This is a genomic window from Acinetobacter sp. ACIN00229, assembly GCF_016106645.1.
GTDB classification, from domain to species: domain Bacteria; phylum Pseudomonadota; class Gammaproteobacteria; order Pseudomonadales; family Moraxellaceae; genus Acinetobacter; species Acinetobacter oleivorans.
In genome coordinates this window covers 1-23834 of the sequence record NZ_JADWOM010000023.1, presented here as the reverse complement: position 1 = coordinate 23834, position 23834 = coordinate 1, and the positions used below count along the sequence as shown (strand labels likewise).

The 23834-nt window shown below is 35.1% G+C and carries 23 protein-coding genes and 1 tRNA gene; 8 read left to right on the top strand and 16 right to left on the bottom strand.

The annotated features are described in order from the left end of the window. Nucleotides 1-191 precede the first annotated feature (191 nt). The 4 genes from I7H67_RS17355 (at nt 192) to I7H67_RS17340 (ending at nt 3457) form a co-directional block, all read left to right on the top strand. On the top strand, nt 192-1085 hold the full coding sequence (locus tag I7H67_RS17355) for an amino acid ABC transporter substrate-binding protein (RefSeq protein ID WP_005304540.1): 894 nt from the start codon (nt 192-194) through the stop codon (nt 1083-1085). A gap of 92 nt (nt 1086-1177) precedes the next feature. Then, nucleotides 1178-2020, top strand: a complete 843-nt coding sequence (locus tag I7H67_RS17350) for an amino acid ABC transporter permease (protein WP_005304542.1) — start codon at nt 1178-1180, stop codon at nt 2018-2020. 2 nt (nt 2021-2022) lie between these two features. After that, complete coding sequence (locus tag I7H67_RS17345) at nt 2023-2700, top strand: amino acid ABC transporter permease (protein WP_005304545.1); 678 nt, start codon at nt 2023-2025, stop codon at nt 2698-2700. 13 nt (nt 2701-2713) lie between these two features. Next, on the top strand, nt 2714-3457 hold the full coding sequence (locus I7H67_RS17340; RefSeq protein WP_004792844.1) for an amino acid ABC transporter ATP-binding protein: 744 nt from the start codon (nt 2714-2716) through the stop codon (nt 3455-3457). Between the two features lie 53 nt (nt 3458-3510). On the opposite strand, the gene I7H67_RS17335 is transcribed toward I7H67_RS17340, so the two are convergent. Continuing rightward, entirely contained in the window at nt 3511-4824 is a 1314-nt protein-coding gene (locus tag I7H67_RS17335; protein WP_192454204.1) for a DcaP family trimeric outer membrane transporter, read from the bottom strand. 344 nt (nt 4825-5168) lie between these two features. On the opposite strand from I7H67_RS17335, the gene I7H67_RS17330 reads away from it, so the two are divergent. Then, complete coding sequence (locus I7H67_RS17330; RefSeq protein ID WP_004642558.1) at nt 5169-5639, top strand: Lrp/AsnC family transcriptional regulator; 471 nt, start codon at nt 5169-5171, stop codon at nt 5637-5639. Nucleotides 5640-5682: 43 nt separating this feature from the next. On the opposite strand, the gene I7H67_RS17325 is transcribed toward I7H67_RS17330, so the two are convergent. From I7H67_RS17325 to I7H67_RS17315, 3 genes are all read right to left on the bottom strand, one after another. Continuing rightward, complete coding sequence (locus I7H67_RS17325; RefSeq protein ID WP_005304550.1) at nt 5683-6432, bottom strand: YebC/PmpR family DNA-binding transcriptional regulator; 750 nt, start codon at nt 6430-6432, stop codon at nt 5683-5685. A 161-nt stretch (nt 6433-6593) separates the two neighbouring features. Further along, nucleotides 6594-7139 (bottom strand): 1-acyl-sn-glycerol-3-phosphate acyltransferase, encoded by a 546-nt coding sequence (locus I7H67_RS17320; protein WP_016138428.1) that lies wholly within the window; start codon nt 7137-7139, stop codon nt 6594-6596. Nucleotides 7140-7312: 173 nt separating this feature from the next. After that, nucleotides 7313-7885 (bottom strand): TetR/AcrR family transcriptional regulator, encoded by a 573-nt coding sequence (locus I7H67_RS17315; RefSeq protein WP_005304556.1) that lies wholly within the window; start codon nt 7883-7885, stop codon nt 7313-7315. 278 nt (nt 7886-8163) lie between these two features. Between I7H67_RS17315 and I7H67_RS17310 the strand changes: the two genes are divergently transcribed. Continuing rightward, on the top strand, nt 8164-9027 hold the full coding sequence (locus I7H67_RS17310; protein ID WP_013198131.1) for an iron-containing redox enzyme family protein: 864 nt from the start codon (nt 8164-8166) through the stop codon (nt 9025-9027). Between the two features lie 181 nt (nt 9028-9208). On the opposite strand, the gene I7H67_RS17305 is transcribed toward I7H67_RS17310, so the two are convergent. Both I7H67_RS17305 and I7H67_RS17300 read right to left on the bottom strand, forming a co-directional pair. Beyond that, a tRNA-Ile gene (locus I7H67_RS17305) sits at nt 9209-9285 on the bottom strand. 1182 nt (nt 9286-10467) lie between these two features. Next, nucleotides 10468-11352, bottom strand: coding sequence for a LysR family transcriptional regulator (locus I7H67_RS17300; protein ID WP_005304566.1), 885 nt, complete (start codon nt 11350-11352; stop codon nt 10468-10470). Between the two features lie 89 nt (nt 11353-11441). On the opposite strand from I7H67_RS17300, the gene I7H67_RS17295 reads away from it, so the two are divergent. Next, a complete protein-coding gene (locus I7H67_RS17295; protein ID WP_198308431.1) occupies nt 11442-11879 on the top strand; it encodes a PACE efflux transporter in 438 nt (145 codons plus the stop codon). 62 nt (nt 11880-11941) lie between these two features. Here I7H67_RS17295 and I7H67_RS17290 read toward each other — a convergent pair whose 3' ends face one another. The 3 genes from I7H67_RS17290 to I7H67_RS17280 all read right to left on the bottom strand — a co-directional run bounded on the left by I7H67_RS17290 (nt 11942) and on the right by I7H67_RS17280 (nt 15241). Further along, a complete protein-coding gene (locus tag I7H67_RS17290; RefSeq protein ID WP_198308430.1) occupies nt 11942-13357 on the bottom strand; it encodes a purine-cytosine permease family protein in 1416 nt (471 codons plus the stop codon). 245 nt (nt 13358-13602) lie between these two features. Continuing rightward, nucleotides 13603-14067, bottom strand: a complete 465-nt coding sequence (locus I7H67_RS17285) for a hypothetical protein (protein WP_198308429.1) — start codon at nt 14065-14067, stop codon at nt 13603-13605. Nucleotides 14068-14311: 244 nt separating this feature from the next. Beyond that, entirely contained in the window at nt 14312-15241 is a 930-nt protein-coding gene (locus tag I7H67_RS17280) for a DMT family transporter (RefSeq protein WP_198308428.1), read from the bottom strand. Between the two features lie 94 nt (nt 15242-15335). On the opposite strand from I7H67_RS17280, the gene I7H67_RS17275 reads away from it, so the two are divergent. After that, complete coding sequence (locus tag I7H67_RS17275; RefSeq protein WP_198308427.1) at nt 15336-16187, top strand: LysR family transcriptional regulator; 852 nt, start codon at nt 15336-15338, stop codon at nt 16185-16187. 63 nt (nt 16188-16250) lie between these two features. Here the strand turns inward: I7H67_RS17275 and I7H67_RS17270 are convergent, their stop codons facing one another. From I7H67_RS17270 to I7H67_RS17240, 7 genes are all read right to left on the bottom strand, one after another. After that, entirely contained in the window at nt 16251-16877 is a 627-nt protein-coding gene (locus I7H67_RS17270) for a sterol desaturase family protein (protein WP_151987922.1), read from the bottom strand. 99 nt (nt 16878-16976) lie between these two features. Then, nucleotides 16977-17975 carry an AraC family transcriptional regulator gene (locus I7H67_RS17265; RefSeq protein ID WP_192454209.1) on the bottom strand — a complete coding sequence of 333 codons (999 nt, stop codon included), beginning with the start codon at nt 17973-17975 and terminating at the stop codon, nt 16977-16979. Between the two features lie 88 nt (nt 17976-18063). After that, the gene (locus tag I7H67_RS17260; protein ID WP_034596619.1) at nt 18064-18243 is read right to left on the bottom strand and encodes a hypothetical protein; all 180 of its coding nucleotides are present in this window, start codon (nt 18241-18243) and stop codon (nt 18064-18066) included. 555 nt (nt 18244-18798) lie between these two features. Beyond that, nucleotides 18799-19818: a fimbrial protein gene (locus I7H67_RS17255; protein WP_107880118.1), complete on the bottom strand. Its 1020-nt coding sequence runs from the start codon at nt 19816-19818 to the stop codon at nt 18799-18801. Next, a complete protein-coding gene (locus tag I7H67_RS17250) occupies nt 19815-22277 on the bottom strand; it encodes a fimbria/pilus outer membrane usher protein (protein ID WP_198308442.1) in 2463 nt (820 codons plus the stop codon). Before I7H67_RS17250 ends, I7H67_RS17255 begins: the two co-directional genes overlap by 4 nt. 134 nt (nt 22278-22411) lie before the next feature. Further along, a complete protein-coding gene (locus tag I7H67_RS17245; protein ID WP_198308426.1) occupies nt 22412-23155 on the bottom strand; it encodes a molecular chaperone in 744 nt (247 codons plus the stop codon). 73 nt (nt 23156-23228) lie between these two features. Further along, nucleotides 23229-23801, bottom strand: a complete 573-nt coding sequence (locus tag I7H67_RS17240; RefSeq protein WP_013198119.1) for a fimbrial protein — start codon at nt 23799-23801, stop codon at nt 23229-23231. Nucleotides 23802-23834: the final 33 nt, after the last annotated feature.

Here is a 23834-nt window from a genome sequence, read left to right as displayed (position 1 = left end):
AAGTAGAAACATGTTAGCAGTTTTAAAGGTATTAACTCTGCAAAACAGACTGAATAAAATAAGTGAAGCAAATGGATGTGTCCTACTTGGAAAAGTTGGCGCGATAATTGCAATTTAATAATAAATCACTCTATTGCTCTATATGAATGATTCTATAGATAAATAGAGAGAATGATCATCAAGGAGTTCTTATGAAACGTTCTGCAACCTCTCTCATTATTTCAACATTTATGCTTTGTACGGTTGGTGCTACTTCTCAAATTCAGGCAGCAGATACATTAGCTAAAATTAAAAGCAGCGGAAAAATCGTTATTGGCCACCGAGAATCTTCTGACCCAATTTCATATGTTGTTGCAGGTAAACCAGTAGGTTATGCAGTCGATATCTGTAACCAGTTTGCAAATGACATTAAAAAAGAATTGAAAATGCCTGGGCTAAAAGTTGAATACAAGGCAGTAACTTCATCAACACGTATTCCTGAACTTTTAGCAGGCAATATCGATATGGAATGTGGTACGACCACAAACTCTAAGCAACGGCAAGAACAAGTGGGTTTCTCAACTAACTATTATGCAACAGAAGTACGTATGGCAGTTAAAGCCAACTCTGGCATTAAGAGTTTGGCAGATTTAAACGGCAAGGCGGTTGTAACAACTCAAGGCACAACATCTGATAAATACATTAAGATGAATGAAAAGGGTCAGTCAATTAATGTCCAAAATATTTATGGTAAAGATCATGCAGACTCTTTTGCCATGATGGCATCTGGCCGTGCTGCCGCATTTGTAATGGATGATAATATTTTAGCTGGTTTGGTTGCCAAGTCTTCTACACCTAAGGCATTTGCAATTGTAGGGCCAGTACTTTCATCTGAACCTTACGGTATTATGCTTGCTAAAGATGATCCAAAATTTAAAGCGATTGCAGACCGTACTGTAAATAATTTATGGAAAACTGGTCAAATGGACGCTTTATATAAGAAGTGGTTCTTATCGCCAATTCCACCAAAAAATACAAATTTGAACATGCCACAAAGTTCATCTTATAAAAAACTAAAAGCTCACCCAACAGATGCAGGGATCTAACAAGATCTTTTTGTCCTAAATTTACTTAAGCAAGTGAGACTCACTTGCTTAAGCGGTCTATTTTCCTAAAGATATTCATTTAAGGGGCAAACATGTCAGTCGGCTCGCTAAACTGGACTATATTCTGTGCGGAGTCTAATGAATATGGTGTCGATAAAGCCGCATGGGCAGAATCAGTCTGTAGAGCAATTGGTAGTACAAGCTACAATGCTCATGCTGAAGCGCCCACATGGTTACAAATGTTAGGTTCAGGCGTCTTTACTATGGTTTGGACAGCTGTTATAGCCTTTCTTATCGCATTTTTATTAGGTTCTCTCCTAGGGGTAATTCGTACATTACCTAACAAACCTCTCGCATTTATTGGCAATTGTTACGTTGAAATCTTCCGTAATATTCCACTTATTGTACAGCTATTCTTCTGGGCATTTGTTTTTCCGGAGTTTTTACCGGACAGCTTAAGTGCAGGTAGTGGGGACGTTGTTGCAGGTGGATGGTGGAAAAATATTTTAAATCAGCAACCTGCAGTTATTGGTGTTTTTGCATTAGGTCTTTACACTGCTGCACGTGTATCTGAACACATACGTGCCGGTATTAATACTGTTTCTCGTGGACAAAAGTTTGCAGCTTCTGCAATGGGTTTTACCACTGCACAAAGCTATCGTTATGTTATTTTACCTGTTGCATATCGTACAGTGTGGCCAACGATTACTTCTGAAGCAATGAACGTTTTCAAGAACTCGGCAGTTCTATATGCTTTGAGTGTTTTGAACTTCTTCGCTTATACAAAAACCATGCGGGAAGAAACTTCTCAGGACATCATTATTCTTATTCTCTCTACACCTGTTTATTTAATTATTACTTATAGTATTAAATTTATCATGGCATGGATTGAGAAACGAATGGCTGTGCCTGGCTTAGGCTCAGGAGGGAAGTAATTATGGATTTTTCTTTATTACATAACCCTGACGTGATCGCGGCACTCAAAGAAGGTTTCATTTTTACCCTGACCGTGACTGTATTGGCGATGATGGGCGGTATCCTAATCGGAACCCCATTGGCAATGATGCGTTTATCAAACAATGCCATCGCAAGTAATTTCGCAAAATTTTATGTCGATCTGTTTCGTGGTATTCCACTGATTCAGGTAATCTTTATTTTCTACTTTCTGTTGCCAAAAATATTTGAGTTTCAATCTGATACGTATTGGGGGCCATTGTTTTCAAGTGTTGTGACTTTTGCTATTTTTGAAGCTGCATTTTTCTCGGAAATTGTACGTTCCGGAATTCAGTCTATTTCAAGAGGTCAGGTCAATGCAGGCTACGCGCTAGGTTTTACCTATGGTCAATCAATGCGCTACGTGGTTTTACCTCAAGCCTTTCGTAACATGCTCCCAGTATTGTTAACTCAAACAATTATTTTATTTCAGGATATCTCATTAGTATATGTGATTAGTGCACCAGACTTTTTAGGTCGTGCAGATACACTGGCTAATACATATGGTCCTGAAACCAAAGCAACATTCTATTTAATCGTCGCTGTAGTTTACTTCTGTAGTTCGTTTGTGCTGTCGCAATTAGTCAAACGCTTACAGCAAAAAATTGCCATCATTCGCTAATTGGAGATTTTAAATGCCAATGATAGACATCCAACATATCTCTAAATGGTATGGTGATTTTCAGGTTTTAACAGATTGCACGACGAGTATTGAAAAAGGTGATGTCGTTGTTGTTTGCGGACCGTCTGGTTCAGGAAAATCAACACTCATTAAAACAGTAAATGCGTTAGAACCATTTCAACAAGGTGATATTATTGTTGATGGAGTTTCTCTGAAAGATCCAAAAACGGATCTTGCTAAATTCCGGTCACGAGTAGGAATGGTCTTTCAACACTTTGAGCTTTTTCCGCACATGACTGTTTTGGAAAATCTAACCATTGCTCAAGTTAAAGTGTTAAAGCGTTCAGTTGCCGATGCTCGTGAAAAAGGTTTGAAATATTTAGAACGTGTAGGTTTGCTTGCGCACAAAGATAAGTTTCCGGGCCAATTGTCTGGTGGTCAACAACAACGTGTAGCGATTGCTCGTGGTTTGTCTATGGACCCAATCTGTATGTTGTTTGATGAACCAACTTCTGCACTTGACCCAGAAATGGTCGGGGAAGTACTTGAAGTGATGGTGCAACTTGCACATGAGGGCATGACCATGATGTGTGTTACACATGAAATGGGTTTTGCTAAAAGAGTATCTAACCGTCTAATTTTTATGGATGAAGGTAAGATTTTAGAAGACTGTCCAACGCATGAATTCTTTGATAATTTAGATGCTCGCCACGAGCGCGCGAAACTCTTCTTAGAAAAAATTCAAGCCATGCACTAATACCATTAATAAAAAAAGAGCCTTTAAAAAGGCTCTTTTTTTACGTCCAATTTTTAGAAACTATATTTTGCTAATAAATTGACACGAGAGTAATCACCCTTATCGCCTGCGAAAGTTTCTCGTTGGCCATATGTATATTCTGCACCTAAATCAATATTTTTAACCGGATTCCAGATTAAATTGACCAAGGCATTATAAATTTCTTTGTTATAGCTAGTGCTGGTTAAATTGCTATTTGCATAGATGCTATCATCTTTGTATTGAATACCGCCTATTGCAAAAGTAGAGCGGAGGATAGGGCTCCATTTCCGTTGATAGCCAATAACGGCACTATCAAATTCACCTAAATTAATATCCTGAGTTGTTGTGTCATAGGCATAAGCTGAGTTGCTATAAAGTAAATAGCGGCCATCTCCTTTAACATGATAGTAATTAGCAACCAAGCTATCTTGAGGCGTTAAATCATATTTACCGCCAATCCCTACACCCCAACCAAATTTTTCTTCAGAAGTACTATCTTTGGGAGCTACACGGTTTTCATGGGCAAGACCGTGTAACTGTAATAGGCCTTTATTATCTGTAGTTTTGAAATCATATCGTGCTGTTAAAGCAGGAAAGCGGCTTCCACCGGCAGCATTACCGGCTTTTTCAACATCACCGCCTTCTAAGGCAACCAATATTTTCTGTTGTGCATTAATTGGCTGAGTGTACCGAACCTGTACTGTACGTGTAGTACCTGTACCAATAGCGCCATTAAAATCTACTGTTTCTGGTGATGTATCAGTGTTTACAAAAGGTGAGGTTGTTTGACCAGCTAACCATTTTCCTAAAGACATATAGGCATGGCGAACACGGAAAGTACCATTACCATTATCGCCATTTCCACCCATGAAATCGGCTTCAATTTTGCCGGTTAAATCTCCGTACTGAGTAGGTCGAGTAATGTCTAGACCAATTCTTGAAGTTGCAGCAGATACATTTAGTGAGTCTTGTTTCGGATCATCTTTATTTAATGGGTAGTTAGCGCCATTTGAAATGCTGCCATTTGAACCTTTAAAGTCATAGGTTGCATCTGCGCGGACACTACCATAAAGCTTAATTTGGGTTTGCCCATCTGCCATCGCCATCCAACCCGGTTTTGATACAGGAGGTGTAGGTGTAGCTGGTGCTACGGGAATTGTTGCAGGAGCACTAACCGACAAAGCTGTTTTTTGTTGATCAGATAGTTTCTGGACGAGTTGTTTTAACTCCTTTACTTCATCACGTAAGGCGTTAACTTCAGCATCTGTAGCGGCATGCACAGGCATCGTCACGCTAATTGCGCCTAAAGAACTCATTGCTAGCACGAGTGTTTTGATCTTATTCACAGGAACTCCCCGACATGGATAAAAATTTTCCTGCAAATACATAACAATAATAATGCCAACTTTAAGAATTTAGAAAAATGGTAAAATATCTATAATTATCATAGTCCTATGTGTAAATAATGGGGCGAGTAATATCTTATATTGAAAAAAATAAATGAGAGCATGAAATTGACTTTCTAAAATGCGCCATATCCTCCATTATTTGCACGGTTAAAATGCACGTCTGCAATAAAATGTGTAAAAGAATTAAACGTTTTAGCTATTTTTAAACCTTTGTATTTTAAATACAGGTAAGTTGTATAGGGTATACTGTCCTCACTGTAAAATTCTGGCTGGAGATAGGAATGGAGTTAGATCGTTTTGATAAACAAATTCTAGAAATTTTGTCTCATGAAGACTTAAATTTGAATGAACTTTCAGAACGGATCAATCTGTCAGTCAGTTCTGTGCATCGCCGGATTAAGCATCTGATTGAAGCCAACGTTATGGGGCAGCTCAAAAGGGAAATTAATTTTAGTAAACTTGGATTTACCTTACACATCTTATTGCAAGTTTCATTGAGTAAGCATGACACCGAAACATTTGATAAGTTTCTTTCTGAAATAGAAGCAATTCCAGAAGTGACCAATGCATTTCTTGTGACAGGGCAAAGTGCCGATTTTATTTTAGAACTTGTAGCACGCAACATGGATGACTACAGTGAAATTTTATTAAGACGTATTGGAAAAATTGACAATGTTGTTGCGCTGCATTCCAGCTTTGTGATTAAAAAATATAATGTTTTTAACTGCTATAACTTACTCAATAAACTATAAAAAAACGCACCAAATGGTGCGTTTTTTAATTCAAATGTTTGATTTAGGCATCAAGTTGAGCCAAAACCTCATCTGTGAACTCAACGTTTGTATAAACGTTTTGTACATCATCAAGATCTTCAAACATATCAATCATTTTAAGAATTTGTTTTGCTTGGTCGACATCAGTAATTTCAGCTTTAGTTGATGGACTCATAACAACTTCTGCGTTGTCAGATTTTAAACCAGCAGCAGTTAGAGCATCTTGAACTTCACCAAAAGTTTCTGGTGAAGTGATTACCAAAATTTCATCTTCTGAAACTTCAATATCTTCAGCGCCAGCTTCTAAAGCAATTTCCATGATTTTGTCTTCTAAAGAAACATCTTCAAAAGTAATTTCACCACGTTTAGTAAATAAATAAGCGACAGAACCCGCAGTTCCTAGATTACCATTTGTTTTACTAAAACAGTGACGTACATCTGGTACTGTACGGTTTAAGTTATCTGTCATTGTCTCAACAAGAACAGCAACACCGCCAACACCATAACCTTCGTAAGTTACTTCTTTTAAATCATCATTATCTTCACCACCGGCACCACGTTGGATTGCACGGTTGATGGTGTCACGTGTCATATTAACTGAAAGAGCTTTTTCAACTACTGCACGCAAACGAGGGTTACTAGCAGCATCTCCACCACCAAGTTTGGCAGCAGTCACAATTTCACGAATATATTTAGTAAAAACTTTACCGCGACTTGCATCTTGTTTCGCTTTACGATGCTTAATATTGGCCCATTTAGAATGACCCGCCATGGACGTGAACTCCAAAAAAAGAAAATGCAAAAGTGCTGGAATATTAGCATAGGCTTGGTTTTGTTGAAAACTGTTGCCCTGCGTTTTGTTAGTCAATTGAATAAGAATAATAACCTTAAGGCCTAATGAGTGAGATCAGGCCGAATCAAATCCAATTTGATCTAGTTAATTTTGACATCTATGTCAAATTGCGCATATAGCTCTTTAATCGTTTCCAAATCTTTTTGTAAGTCTGTCGGGTAAATTTTACCTAGAATCCCGCCTTGTTTGCTTCGAGCATTGGCATACATGAGTACAATTGGAACATTAGCGGCTTTCGCAATATGCCAAAAACCTGTACGGATAGGTTTACGTTCTGAGCCATCTTTCGCACGAGTAGCTTCGGGAGCAATCACCAAGTTAAAAGTTTCATGAGTTTGAAATTGTTCAACCATTTGAGAAACAATATCTTTACTCGCTTTGCGGTCAACGGGAATGCCACCAAGTTTTTCTAAAACTGGCTTAAGGGGACCCTTAAAGAGTTCTTTCTTTATTAAAGTATGAATCTTAATGTCTAAAATTTGGAAGAGAGCAATAGAGAGCACTGCATCTAGATTTGAGGTATGTTCAAATCCAATAATAACTTGTTTTTTTTCAAGAATTTCGGGATCTACATTATAGGTCCAACCAGCAGCTTTAAAGATAGAGTTAGCTAGAAATTTTTTCATAGATCAGTGCAAGGTGATAAATTTGCAGGATTCTAATATGAGTTTGTAAAAAAGCCTAGAAAAATTATGAAAGCTAAAGTAGCCAATTAAAAATGAAGATTATCTAAGCTTGAAGATTTAAAAAGTTCTTTTTTATTTTTCTTTAAACATAATAAACTTAGATAATTTTAAAATTAAGAAACCTGTTGAGGTATTTCTTCATTAATTAAAAACTCAATATACTGCCAAATTTTTTCAGCATTAATTAGTTTTTTATCTGTTGTTCCATCAATAATCATCCCATCAATAATAGAAATAATAATATGAGTAAGGGGAGTAGGGTTTTCTATACCTAATTGAGTGAGCTGGTCTTGTAGTAAATGAGTTAACCACTTTGTATACTCATAAAATGGTTCACGAATTGAAGTATATTGTTTAGATACTTCAATAAATGCTTTTTTAAATAAGCAACCATTAAATGTTTCGCTATTGATCCATTCAATATACCAATTAAAAATAATATGAATTTTCTCAAGCGGGTTAGCATCTTGACGTAAATTTAATTGTTCATTAATTGAATTTTGAATATTTAAGTTTCTATGTTGCAAACACTCCATAATTAAATTTTCTTTTGAAGGAAAATATTTATAAAAGGTCATCTTTGCAACATTAGATTCAGCAATAATACGGTCAACACCAGTTGCATTGTAGCCAATCTGATTAAATAAATTTAAAGCAGTATTTATAATATCTTCTTTTTTTGACATTACTATTCCATATAGTTAGAACTAATTATAACTTAATCGAAAAAATTAAAATTTTAATATTAATGATCATAATAAAAAAAGGGATTGGATTCAAGTTGATATTGTGATAATGATAATCATTAACATAAGTTTTTTTTAATTTTCTATTTGATTTCGTACGATTTTAATTCTAATATGGATTGATAAGGGAACATATTTAAATATTAATTTAAGTCATTGTTTTTATAATAAAATATGTAAAAATCGATCAGGCTTCAATAAGTTTAATGAGAGTAGATATGCCTAAGAAATTTGAGAATTTTAATAATCCTAGAAAGAAAGCACTCGCAGGGATGAAGCAAAGCATTTCTACTGAACTATGGGAAAAAAATTCAGACTTTTTGACCCAATTAAGAGAAAAAATTGCTAAACATGCGGTGTCACATCATCCTGCAATTGATATTTTAAATAACGGAGAAATTAATAAAGAAAATTTAAAAAAAATACACTTAGAATACCGCCATGCAATTGTACAAACTTTTACTGATGCATTGCTCATGGCCCAATTTCAAACTAAACAACTAGAGCCAAGATTGCATGCCGGTGCGAAAATGTTTCCGCGCTTTCTTTTGAGCCTAAATATTTTTGATGAGTTTGGATTTCGTCCAGGTTTAGACAAAGATGGTTATTATCAGGGAAATCCTGAATATGCTCACTATCCTTTATTTGAAGACGTATTAAATGATTTTGGTATTACAGAACAAGATCGTCTGACTTATCAGCCGACTGAAATTGCAAATCAAGTTAGAGTGTTTTTAGAAAATGCTTATGATGACTATAAAGCTGTTTCAGCCTTATTAGCAGTCGCAGAAGAAGAGGTGATTCTTTATAGTCCACCGTTACGTAAAGCGACTAAAGCTGTAGGTTTAGAGGTAGAGGGTGGTGGTTATTATCATGTGCATGGTATTTCTGAAGATGAAAGTGCCGAAGCCGCAGATGATGATCATGAAGAAGACTTATGGTATGTCTTAATGCAAGCTTGTACAGAAGAAGATTATAACTATATCGAAAAGTTATGCTTAGAGTATTGTGATTTATGGGAAAAATTTTGGGACGCTCAATTAGAACATACAGAGCTTATGCGGAAGAGAATCTTAGCTTAATAGAAGAAATAGAAGTATTAAGTTTAGAAAAACGTATTTTAAAGCAGTTAAAATTTTAAGATAAAATAAAATTTACATTTTGATAATTAAATTTTGAATATTGTTTATAACGGTAAAACGAATTCTATTTAGATAAGCATTAAAAAACCCCATAAACTTTTTAGTTTATGAGGTTTGAATTTGGTGGGCCCACCGTGACTTGAACACGGGACCAACGGATTATGAGTCCGCTGCTCTAACCAACTGAGCTATAGGCCCTATAAGTCAGAAAAGCTTTAAATCTCAAGGCCTTTCAGTGCGTGCAATACTAATCAATTTTTTAATCAAACACAAGTCATTTTCTAAACTAGGCACATACTAGACCTAAAAAATATTGTGTTATTTTGGTTAAATATTACGAGCGAGAGTGATTCTAGCGTATGAGTAGCTCATGAGTAAAGTGAACTTAGTTATTTATCGATCAATTAGAACTTATGTCAGTCAGAAGTTTATAGTGATTGGGTTTTAGTTAATTATCAGTTCGAATAGTTAATTCTTTTAAAAACATCTTTTGTTTGAAGAGTAATCAAATTTCAGGTTGATTGAATATTGCTTGAAATGTGACCAAAATTGGTTTTTCAAAAAAGTTTACAAACATAATTTATACATTTATGTCTTACACAGAATTTATAAATATTTGTTCAATAACGACTATAGAATATTCTAAATAAACTTAATTTAAGAAATATTTATCTACGCTAAATATTTAGAAAACGTATAACTTTATAAAATCCTATTTATAGAATGATGTACTCTTATCATAGTCAATTCTATATCATTTTAATGAGAGGTTATTCTTTGCAGTCTAATAGTTACTGTAATAAATCTAGTGAAAGTGATTATTTTTTTGAGTAAGGTGAATCCAAAATTCTAATTAATTTTTAAAAAACTAGTAATACAAAGATAATATTTATGAAATTAATTTTGTTTAGCGCATAGGGAAAAAATCCATAAGTTTTAACGAGGAAATACAAAAATAAGGGAGTAAAGTGAGCTTCCTTAAAATTAAGACCTTTATCTGATTTTTAAAAAATTAGAACTTTTTAGTGGGAGAATTGGAAATTTTTTAATTGAAATTTCTTTCTTTTTCTCATGTGTTTTCTATACAAAACTTAAAGTGTGACTACTTTCACGCTCGATACAAATGATTGTATTTTATTGAATTTATTCTTGACTAAAATGCTAGGTTTTAATAAAGTACAAATGTATTTTCCCAAAATAAAAAACTATTGCTTAGTCCTGAAATACAGTAAGAAGCCTGCTTTTTAAAGTAGGCTTCTTGCTTTTTGTAATATAGAGAAAATAGGAAAGAGCAATAATCTGAATTTTAAAAGTAAGTATATAATTAGAAATAAAACTATAAAAAGATCATGTGTGCTCAGAGAGCTACAGTATAAGAAATTATAAATTTTCTTGAATAATCTGAATGAGTTCTCGAGCTGCTTTAGATAAGGGGCGGTCTTGAAGCCAAATTAAGTAAATGGATAGAGGTAAATGATTTTTAGTATTTTTAAAATCTAAAAGAACTAAATGACCTTGTGAAATTTTTTCTTGTACTAACGATAACGGGAAGTTTCCCCAACCGAGTCCTGCTTCAACCATATTAATTGCTGTTTGTAGACTATTCGTTTTCCAGTACATAGCACCAATAATTGACCGAGAATCTGTCATTTCATGGTCGCTACTCGCCACTACAATTTGTCTAATATTGATTAACTCTTCAATAGAAAAATGCTTTGTTTTTTCTTGTAGAAGAGTATGACTAGACGAGATAGTAGCAACGACTGTTTCAGTCATTACTAATTGCAGATTCTCACGCATTTTTATATTGAGGTCTGAACCAGCTAAGCAAAGACTAATTTCTTCCCTATAAAGTAAATTAAGAATGTCATCTTGAGGTGCAGTAATAACCTCTATATTTAGTAAGGGGAATTTATCAGCTAACTTCTTTATTGAAAAAAATAATAGTTTTGTATTTACGTCTGAGACCACACCAATACGTAATTTACTCTCTAGTCCTAAAGAAAGTTCATGGGCATGAGTACTAAATAGCCTAAGTTGTTCAGAAATAATTCGTGCTTGAGGTTCCAAAGCTAATGCGGTAGGTGTAGGAATGACCTTGCGTGGAGTACGTTCAAATAAGGTGTAACCCAATTCTGCTTCTAGATTAGCAACTGCCATACTGACTGCTGAAGGTACTCGATTTAGTTTACGGGCGGCCGCAGAGAAAGATCCTGTATCGAGTACAGTAATAAAGAGTTCAATATTTTCGCTGTTAAAATTCATTTTGATATCAGTAGAACTGAAAGCTATTAACTTTATATATGATTTTGACTGAAATTAAAATATAAAGAATTAATTAGAGTTTGCCTATTATGCAAGGTGTAAAGCGTCGAATTGTCTATGTTTCTTCTTATGAAGTCATCGGAATGATTATTTCATCAATAGGTTTAGCGATTTTGGCAGGTGATAGTGTTGAACATACAGGACCACTCTCTGTCATGATTACGACCATCGCTGTAACTTGGAATTTTATCTACAATATTTTATATGAGAAGTGGGAGGCTAGACAGAGCAGTAATGTTCGTACAGTTAAGCGTAGAGTTGGACATGCTATTGGTTTCCAGCTTACCTTAGTCCTATTTTTGATTCCTCTTATTGCATGGTGGATGGATATTTCTCTGATTGCTGCTTTTTGGTTAGATGTGGCTTTTATTATCATTATTCCTATCTATACTTTTATATTTAATTGGAGCTTTGATAAGTTATTTGGATTGCCTGCTTCGGCACAAGCTAAAGCATTGCAAGAATAGTCACTAAATCAACTTAATAAGCTATCAAGGTGTGTGATTCTGATAGCTTATCTCTAGTTTAATTATTTGATTTGATCAATGACTAACTGCTTTGAAAACTTAAGTTGAGCTTTCTTGGCGAAAATATAATAAATCACTGCTGTAGAAATCAGTCCTACCAGCCATGATAAGTCGATCCCTCCTAACATTGCAGCAATTTGTCCCGTATAAAATTTACTATCAATAAAGGGCAGTTGGATCAAAATACCGAGAAAGTAGCAGGTGATACCAATTCGATTCCAACGGCCATACTTGCCATTTGGATCATAGAGCGCATCTACATCACATTCTTCTTTAGAGATAAAGTAGTAATCAACCAGATTAATAGCACTCCATGGAATAAAGAAGGTAAGTAAAAACAAAATAAATGCTTTAAAAGCACTTAAAAAAGTATGTTCACCTATAATTGCAATAAATGTCGAAATCACAACCATAGCTAAGACAATGAGTAATCTTGTTATTTTTGAAATTTGATTTGTCGATTTGAAACTATTCCAAACTGTAGCAATGCACATAAAGCTACCGTAAGCATTTAAGGTTGTCAGAGTAACTTTGCCAAAAGCGATACTAAAATATAAAAAGGTCACGACGAGGGCAATTGGGTTCATACCCACAACATATTGAACTTCATTTCCGACAAAATTGCCGTTTGCGACTTGAGCAATCAAAACACCTAGGCTCATGGAAATTTGTGAACCCAATAGAGAACCTAAACCAACGGCCCAAAATACACGATATGAAGACGTTTTAGTTGGAAGATAACGGGAGTAGTCTGCAACATAGGGCCCAAAAGAAATTTGCCAAGAAGCAGAAAGTGAAACTGCTAATAAAAATGAAGACCAACTGAAATGACGTACTGCTAAGAGTTCAGATAAATCAGAAAGTGCTAAAATTTGAGTCAAAATAATCACAAAAGCGATCAAACCAATAATACTGGCTACTTTGCCTACCAAATGAATTAAACGATATCCAATTGTTGCAAATATAATGATTAAACATGCGTAAATTAAGATGCCAGTTGTATTGCTGACATGTGCTAGATGTGCAATTGCTTTACCAGCCAATACCTCTCCAGTTGCTGTAAAGCCAATATACATGAGGCAAACAAGTATGATTGGAATACAAGCACCATATACCCCAAATTGCACACGGCTTGAAATCATTTGAGGAAGGCCAAGTTTAGGACCTTGGGCAGCATGTAGTGCCATAACGGCAGCACCAAAACATTGTCCCACGAATAAACCAATAATAGACCAAAAAACATCCCCGCCTAATACAACTGCTAGCGCACCCGTCACAATGGCTGTAATTTGTAAATTAGCACCAAACCAGAGGGTAAATTGAGCAAACACTCCGCCATGTCTTTCATTTTCTGGAATAAAGTCAATACTTCGGTTTTCAATAAAACTACTATTTGGTTTCTCAGCCGATGAGTCCATTTCACTCTCCTTGTCCTTTAAGAGTCCACTCTATTTTTATTAATTCAATATTTGTACAAACAAATATAAACATGTATATACAAGTAATTTGAAAAATAATCAAACAGTTTTTGAGTCTGTAAAAGCTAAAAGTGGCTTAAATAATTCATAGATAAATAGAAAAAGTATTTGACGAATTTTATTTTTTAAAAAGTTAAATAATGGAAAAATAATATATGAAAAAGCCCTCTATAGAGGGCTCAACTTTATGCGTTTGCATCTAAAACGATTTGGAAATAAGTAGGAAGTTCACAAAATTGCACAAGTTGGGTTTTATCTTCTTGCTTAAAATAATATTGATAATTTGGAGTTTCTAAATGGTTATCTAGATATTGTGTTGCATCAGTAAACTGTGCTTTTGCAATGGGCTTATCTTTCTTGCATTTAATAATAACAGGATTTACCGAATTTAATTTTACAGGAACACCATTTTCAAATTTAGCAGTTTCAATCAACAAAGAAATTTTGAAATCACCAAAATTTACACAAAAGTGGCCTCCATTTTCTGTCTTAACTTCTCGGTCAGAGAAAAGATCTTTAAATAAACTCTTCAGGGATTCTCGGTGTTTATCTAAAGCAAGTTGAAATTCATGATCTCGTTGCTCGATCTTTTCTTGTTCTTCTTGTAGCAATTTGGCTTGCTTTTCAATAGTTGTAAAATCTAGCTTCATTTTAATATCTCCTTTGGTTGTTTTAAAACTATATATGGCAATCTTTTATTAAGTTTTAAAGAAACATACAGTATTTGTTACAACGGAATAATTAAGATGAGCTTTTGTATAAAACTTCAAAAATGTAAAAAATATTTTCGAAAATATAGGAACTTAAAGAGATTGTCGGGAGGTGATTTTGTATTTTATATTTGAAAATGCTGCTACATATTAATAATAGAATTTTAATGTAGCAGCATATTTCTTATTTTGTACAATGTTTTGCCATAAGTGGAGTACTTTTAATTTTTAAAAAACCTCCGCTACTCATTACACCAAGCATCACTAAAGCGGTTCCTACTAACTGCCAGATATTAAGCGTCTGGCCAGCAAGCAGAGCAATGATCATACTGAACACTGGTACAAAGTTAAAAAATACCGAAGCGCGGCCAGCACCTAATTTTTGTATGCCATTAAACCAGAATAAATAAGCAATCATGGTAGAGCAGATAACAACATATCCCATGGCTAAATGTGCATTTACAGGTGCAGATGCAATGGCTGAAAGAGGATTTTCAAATATCATACTCAACAAACCAAGTGTTATTGCTCCGAACATCATAGAAAAAGTCGTTGTTTCTAGCGGAGTAGCATTTTTTACATAACGGCGAGACAGGACATTTGCGAAACAAAATCCAAATGCACCCAATAATATAAATAGATCTCCAATGTCTATTTTTAGGTGAAGTAAAGTTGTTATATGGCCTTGACTAATCACAAGTAATACGCCACTTAAGCCAAATAAAACGCCTAAAAATTTACTAGTGGTAAGTTTTTCACCATCTAGCATGATTGTCATTAATAGAGTCATTAAGGGGGTAGTTGCCATAATTAAAGCACCGTTCACGGCAGATGTCGTTTTTAAGCCGTAAAAACAGCCTATGTTGAAACCTGCAATTCCAATTACCCCAATCACAAGATAGATAACTAAATTTTGGCTTAAGGCTGCCCATCTTAATTGGCCGGTTATTGAAAAGATCAGAAGTAAGCCTAGGCTTGCAATTGAAAACCGTTCAGATGCAGCAGATAGCGGAGGCATATGTTGAATGATATAAGACATTGCATTAAATGCTGATCCCCAAAAAAACATTGTTAAGACAACACCAGCATAGGCATACGCCACCGTTCTGTTCATGGATAGGCTCCCATCAAGAAAGGTTTTATTCTGGGCAATTACATAAAGGTGTACAATTCCATATTAATACACTTCTAATGTGAAAATTTGCACAATGATTGATTGGGAAAATTTACATTACTTTTCAGTTTTTACAGAAGAAAAGTCACTGTCAGCGGCTGCCCGCAAATTGGGAGTAGATCATGCAACTGTATCTAGAAGAATTGCCCAGCTAGAACAAAATTTAAAACTTAAATTAGTCGATCGTAGACCACGCACCTACATCCTAACACCTGATGGTGAACGCCTTGCGCAGGTGGTTGCTCGTATGATGGAAGAAACTTTTTCTATTGAGCGTTTAACTCAGGCTGGTCAGCAAGAAGTGATGGGAAGTGTTTCTATTAGTATGCCTCCTTTAACTGCGGCACATCTCATCATGCCTCATTTGGGCAGATTTTATCGTCATTATCCTCAATTAAAATTGCGTGTGCTCGGTGATGTTCATTATGTTTCTTTACAGCATAGTGAGGCTGATATTGCGGTAAGATTTGGCCGTCCTAAAGATGAAAATTTAGTAGCTCGTAAAGTAGGTGAAATTCCTTTTGGAGTATATGCGGGTCCAAATTATTTGGCTTCAACGGCTCCTGAAAATTATGAATGGATTAGTGTGGAAGTAGGGGGAGTACATGGTCAAAAACAGCAAAAATTAAAAGAAAGATTAAATCATAAAGAACCCATTATGGTGACCAACCATCCTGAGTTACAGTGGAGAGCTGCATGTGGAGAAGTAGGTTTAGCGGTCTTACCGGATTTTTTAGGCGCTCTTAGCAATTTAGTTAGATTACAAGATGATCATCCGATGAGTGCTGAAATTTGGTTAGTTACACATGAAGATTTACGGCACAGTCCAGCAATAAGAGTAGTAATGGACTTTCTTGTGAGCTGTTTCGAACCTTTTAAAGTTTAAGCTGTTAACTATCGATTTATATAAAAAGCTGCTGGAGTCCGCAGCTTTTTTATTTTGATATATTTAGGTTAAACTGACTTCTATTCCGTTGCGTAAATTAGATTGATCCTGAACAGAATTTAAATCAATTTTGGCATAGGATTTGGTGAGTATACGTCTAGCAGTAAAATTAATTGGTTTTTCTAAAAACTTTGGTAATTTAATACCAAGTGGATTGGTCTCGGTTTGAGACACTTCGGTAGTGACTCTAGTTCCCATAATATAGTCAAACCAAGGTTTAGTAACGCACCAATTAGCATTTTGATTACTTGTCATGTGATGATCATAGTGCCAAGGAATACGTTTTTTTGCATATTCTGAATCTAAATGTGCTTTTGAATGTACACGCCAATAATTCCATAAACCATAATAGAGCCCAGCTGTAAAAAATGGAGCGACAGGCAAAAAAATTGTAGCAGCTCCAGCTAATCCAATTAATGCTGTTTTTTCATTATAAATTTCAGCATTTTTAAACATCGATTCAGCATAACCTTCATCTTGAAAACCATTTAAGCGAGCGCGCTTATGATGAGCGATGTGAGTGAAAAATGGGCTATTACGATACTGACTTGGATATTCGTGTAACCAGACTTTATGAAAGTACCATTCAAGACCATTAGCAACAAAAACACCTACAGGGAAACCAAGCATATTGGGAAATTCTTAATTACAATTTAAAATGATTGTAAAAGAAGAATGTTTTATCCCTTTGACTTAACAGGCAGCTAAATAAGTGTCATTAGAATCAATTTAACTATTTTGTTTACGCTGGCGATAAGCACTAGGAGTCTCACCAGTCCAACGTTTAAAAGCTCGCGTAAAAGCAGAGGGTTCAGAAAAACCAGTTAGATAAACTATTTGATCAATTGTTTCTTGTGTGTGAGCAAGTAAACGTCTGGCTAGTTTTTCCCGATGCTGATTTAAAATTTTCTCATAATTTATATTAATTGCTTGTAAATCTGCTCGAAGGGTACGAGGGTTACGATTTAATTGTTCAGCAATAAATTTTTGATCAAAATGCCCAGATTCAAGTAATCCATTGCTAAGCAAACGCTCAATAGCATAAACGAGTTGATGCTTTTCTAAAGTCAGTAACTGTTGTTCTGCAAGCGTTTCATGAATTCTTAATAATTCTGGTTCAGCAGCTGGTGAAGCTTTATTTAAAAGTACGCTAGGAAAAATAATAGAACCTTCGATTTGCCCTAAAATCACGGAGCAATTCCATATTTCCTCATATATTTCTGCTGATGCACCTTCTTGATGGGGCAAGATAATTTGAGTAGGTCTGAACTCTTTATTTGTAATATATTTAAAAAAATTAAGAAAAATACCTATGGCACATTCAAGATAATGTCTTACGGGGTGCTTAAAACCAGACAGTATTGCTTGATCTTCCTTAATTGTTAATTTTAGGTCAAATACATCTGTAAGTATGGCTTGATATCTTAGGGTACGCTGTAAACCTTCTCCAAAAGTTGAGCTACTCAAAAATAGATATTCAATTACCAATCCCCTGAATGGTGGCATTTGACTACCTACATGCAAGCCAATATCAGGGTCTTCACTTATTTCTTCAGCTGCTGTCCAAAACCGTTGTTGAGTCGAATTATCTCTACGAATATTTTTATCGGGAGGCTGATTGGGTAAATTTACACTTGCAAAAATAGATGCTGCATCTAAGCCCATCTTTTGCATAGTCTGATAAGTCATCCACAAAAAAATTCCAGCATCTGAAGAACTTTTTGACATATTTTGATTACAACCATCCCTATAGACTCTATGGTGCATTCAATCATGATTTTACTATTGATGCTATATCCTAGAAATTCATAGTATTTTAATTATCGGGAAAGAAACCAGCATCTTCACGTGCTTGCTTTAAAGCTAAGATAAAGCAGATTAATAAAAGGAAACCTATAAAGAAAAGAAAAAGATCAATGTTACTAATCGCAAAACCTATACTTGTAGCGCCTAGACTTAGTAATAAGATACATAATATTTTCCAAAAAATGAGCATGTTACGTTCTGATAAAAAGTCTAAAGATATTATTTGCAATTGAAGGGGAATTCTAAATTTTTTTATGTTTTTTTTATTATAAATTATGTAATTCAGTAAAATTTTAATTTTTATGGTTTTGATATAACATTATGAAAATAAATAGATTTTTGTTTTACTGGGCTTGATGAGTGAATTTTAATTTTTCTTAAAATTAAGTTTTTATTAATTAATAGAATGATAATTCTTTAGAAACACTATAAAATAGTGCTCATGAATTAAATTTATTTTTTTAATTTATTTAAAACAATATGTTATGTTGGGTATTAGAATCTTTGTTAAAAAAAAGACTTGATCTTTAAGCAATTTTTTGAAATTATAGTCATGCAAATTGTGATCTATTTCCCACAATTTGTATTTCAGGTTAAGTGGTTATCACTAATGCTCATTTGCTATTTTTGCTTATGAGCATTTTTTTATGTGATTTTTTAATAGAACTACAAAGTTTAAAAAAATAGCCTTTGTGTTCCTTTGATAGCATTAAGCTTACTTGTTTAGTAGTTTTATAGAGAATAGTTAATCATATTGAATCGTCACCGTCGCTGTGGCTTTAACCTCACCTGCGGTCACATTGGTGGCGGTCTGATAATAACGGGCAGTTAAAGGAATATCATATTCAACAGTTTGGTTGGAGCTCACGCTACCTATATTGAGTTTGGTTGCTTTTTGAATTGGCTTATTTGCTCCACTCATATTCCATAACAGTTCAACACCAACACCGTTAGCTTTTATTGAATTTGCAGCACTGTTGTTAATTACCTGATTATTGGAGGTATCAGAATTATAATCAAAACTTAAGCTGATCGTATTGCTCGTAGCGATACCAGAGTTGTTTTCACCACCATTACATAAGATTGATAGATTAAAATTCTGTTCCCCTTGGGTTGATCCAATCGCTCTAAAGCCTGATTTCATCACGGTTGGAAGTTGAACTGGTGAATCTACACCATTTTGAATTTCACAAGATGAAGACGCAATAAGAATAGGGGCATTACTTAATACAGTAGTGGTTAAAAATGGGCGGTTCTGTTGCCCTGATACGTAATAGGTACTGTAACGGCCTGCAACTAGTGCACCAGAACCAGTTGTCATGGCAGTTTTAATAACTTCCATAACAAAATATCCAGGGGAAAGTGTATATGTTTGATTAGGTGTTAATGTACGTCTATAAGGATAATATCCTGAAAAATCTGAAGCATCGGCAGCTTCGCGATAAAGTCGAATACCAATACCTGGAATATTGGTGGCATAAACATTATTGCCTATTGGGCTAATTGGATAATTTAAGGGGAGAGCTGCAATAATTTGATCACTCGCACGATTACAAGTTGCAGTCGAATTATTAGGAGATATTGTAAAAGTATTCTTTTGTAAGATCGTTCCTATTGGATCGTTTGGTTTTACTACGATTTTACCTATCGTCATCGGAATATCGACGGTAGTAAATCCTTTACTTAAATTGCAATTTGCATTTGTATGGCTATAAGCAAATAGACTCACTGCCAAAAATCCAATTTTTTTTAAAATATTATTCATTTACAGACTGCCTTTGTCATAATAATTGGTTGGTTGTTATGCTTTATTTGATCCGCTATATCGTATTCAATCTCGCATTTTTCAGTACTCGTATTTCCCCATTTCACATATAAACGATCATGGGTTAAGGGTGTTCGTAAATAAATGCGACTGCCTTGTGCGACAATGCCTATTACTTCGTTATTCTGGTTATATACCTGTGCGGCAAAAGGTAGATGTGAACCATCTAATGTTGTTGTACTAATAAAAAGTGCATAACCTTTTTTTGTTGAGAATTGGACTTTAGTGATTGAGCCTGCATAGGGCGCAATCCGTAAACTACTTTCAGCAAGTTCAACTTGGGTAGACATGCCTTGTGGGTCAAGACTAATGTCATTCATACGGTAAGGCGTAACATAGGGAATAACGGCATATCCTTTTTTGTTAATACTTAGCCCAGGTGTATTACCGACTTGTGCTCCAGTAGCATCCGGCGCATAGACCAACACCATGGTTTGGGCTTGATCTGGCCCAAACAAAATTCCTTGAGAATGTGCAACCACATTGCCACTAAAGCTAAGCATTTCTTGTTGGTATGAATCTGCATGACTGAATGAAGCACCAAGTGTTGTATAGTTTGTTTTATAGGTGCCATTAATATTTAGGTTGGTTTGATCATGGTCCTGATTAGAAATTGATGCGCCGTAGTTTAAGCGATTTCCTGTAAAGCCACTGAAGCTTAAAATCTGTCTGTCATCCCCAATAACACTATTAAAAGTCAGAGAATTTTTCTTAAAATCTAATGGAAAAGAGAAAGAAGCAAGGTACTGGGTATCTTGCCCTGTGCGAGCGCCGTCTTCTTCAATTTCGCTGCTCATCGCAGATAAACTATAAGTTAAATCTTTAAATTGATTGCTATAACCTAATTGGAACTGTTTATTGGTCTTGGGTTGATTCCAATAATTTATCCATGAACCAACTAGGTAGAAATTTCCCCATTGCTTTGGAAGCACCTGATTTAAAGTAATCTGAAATTCACTTTTTTGTTTGCCTACGGAAAAGCTATCAATATTTTGTTGTTGTAAATCTTGAATTAAAATTGCATCACGCAATTTGAGGTAGTTTTCTGTTGAATAGCGATAAGTCGCTAATGTTAAACTAGTATTTGTTGGGGAAAATAACTTACTGTAGCTTAAACGATAACTTTGCCCAGTCATTTTAGGTTGATGATCAAACTCAGTTTTTGACTGGGTCGCATCAAAAGAAATGGCTCCAATGGGTGTTGAAAAAGCCGTACCTAGTAAGAGTGAGAGATATTGTTGCGTTGCTTGAAGTGCGGTGTAAGTTGTGAGGTAATTATTAATTCCCCGTTGATACTTACCTTGTATTAGCCAAGGATTTAGACCTAGATTTGAATCTCGAAACTGTCCTAATGTGAAAGAGTATCGACTCATTTGCGGGCGTAACATTTCGACGACAGAAGCATAGGGAATAGCGAATTTCTGAATTACGCCATTAGATTCAATTACCGAAACTTGTAGCTCGCCCCCAAATCCTGTTGGATAAAGATCATTAATTTCAAAGTTTCCGGGTGGTACTGTTGTCTGATAAATTAAATTGCCTTGTTGCCTAACCTCGACTTTCGCATTGGTTTTTGCATAACCTCTCACTCGAGGAGCATAACCGAGCATACTGTTTGGAAGCATTCGGTCATCACTTGAAATATTTACGCCGCGATACGGTAAAGAATCGATAAAATCACTATTAGTAAAATAATCGCCTAAAGTCACAAAACCATGAATTTTCGGAAATGCTTTTTGTATATAGGTATTTGTTGAAGTATAAGAAGAATTATCAGATTGAAAATCAGTATGGTCTTGCCATTTCCATTGTCCATTATGGCGAAATTGCCAACTCGCTAAATTTGCTCCAAGATTAGTCCCCATAAAAGCATATGCGCTTTCATGTTGTTCGTTAACTATTCGATAAGCAGTCGCGTTATATGTCAAAAAAGCTGCATTAATACCTCGATCCCAAAGATGTGGATCAATATAGCCCTGCGCATTTTTTTCTAATGTGACTTGGGGGATAGAGATATCAATTCTTAAACGAGAACTATCAAATAGATAAAAAGCATTATCTATCCAATGACCTAGTGCATCACAAGAAAGAGAGGAAGTATGAGAATGTTGGCTAAGCACATCAGCTTTTACGCCATATTCTAGTAACATGGCTTCTGTAAAACAGGTTTCGGCATTTACGTTAGGAGAGCTGGCATTAAAGCGCATGCGTCGTTTACCAAACCATTGACCATTAATATAGACATCTAAGCTATATTCGCCAGCTAAGATGGGGTTTCCATATTTAAAACGACCAATATCAATTTTTTGTGCATTACCTACTAAAAAATTGCTATCAAATTCTGCTTTTGAGAAACCTGAAACATCAACATTATTTTGTGTATATGCTGCCAAAGGCATAAATAACGCAATACTTGAGGCCACATAACAAGTAAAAGGGCTTTTTAAACATATATAAGGTATAAACCATTTAGACATAGTTTTAGAGCCTATTCATGATAGGTATTTAGGTTTTTTTAAGTAATATATTAAGGTTAGAACTTTATTGGATGCTCAACTCTTCCACCGTAATCATTGATATACACAAAGCTCATATCTGCTACATTTTTATTTTTAAGTTTTATTTTATCTTCAGAAAAAGGGGCAACCATTAAACCTTGTTGTAACAAGTCTGCTTTATGGCCTTCAGTTCCTTGTAAAATAGAAGTGATAGTGAGGAAAAAGGGAGTCGGGTTCTTTATTACTAGATATTGATCATTTATTTTCCATTGAACTTTTTCACTTAGCTGTTCAATATTTTCTTTTAGATCTATAGGACGATAAAAGAATTTAATTCGCGAACGAACAGCGAGCTGTAAAAAATTATTAGAAATTGGGGTACTTTGGTCTTGTTGAGTTTTTCCTTCGGGTTTAGGAGGTATATCTAAAACATTAAGCCAGAAAATTGATTCTTGTTGCTGACTTAATTGAGACGAATTAGGTAGAGCTGTAATTCTTAAAGTTTGGCCCTTAGTTGCTTCTACTCGTGAAATCGGGGGAGTAATAATGAAAGGCACATTTGCTTCATCGGGAGTTGATTTTGCATTTCCATCATCAATCCAAGCTTGAACAAGAGACGGAGCTGTGCCGTTATTGCTTAGTTGTAATGTGATCTCACGTGCATTTGAAGGATAAACGACACGAGTTCCATGCAAAACAATTTCAGTATGACCTGTGGTAGTCAGTGCTACCTGTAGGCAAACTAATCCCCAAAAAAACTTACGACCACGAAAAAGCATGAGCCATATTCTCAATAATGAATAATAGATAGGAGATAGCTTCTATTTAGAAATAGAAGCTTCAGTTTTAATTTTATTGATAAATAATCGTGTATTTGACTTGCGACGTTACCGTACCAGCAGTAGAAGCACCTGTAGCATAATATTCAGCATAATAGTTAAGGTCAGCATCACCACCTGCTGAAACATTTACCCATTGCGAGTTGGTCTGCGTGCTATTCGTGCTTGTAGCAAGTACGGGGATTACAGCATTATTACTGCCTAGCAACTGGATATTCACGTTTGTTGCCGCACCCGAGGTTGCTTGGTTTAATAAACGACCAGTATTAAAGTCAACGGTAGCGCCCGGTTCAAAATAAGTGGCTACTTTACCAGCAGAAGCACAGTTCGTTAAATTAATTTGAAAAGGGGTACGACCAGCCACGTCACCTGCATTTTTTAAAGTCTGAGATGAAACTGTAGGTAGATTAATTGTTAGGTTTTTATCTCCAGTATCAATAGTACAAGTATTATCTGTAACAAGGCCATTAATAGTAATTGTGCCATCTGCTGCTTGTGCATTTGTTATATTTAAGAGAGAAACCGCTGCTATAAAAATAAACTTTTTCATAAAATCCCCAGAATAGCCTTTTAAAATAAAATCCATTACTTTTCAGCAAGTTTATTCTGCTTAAGTAAG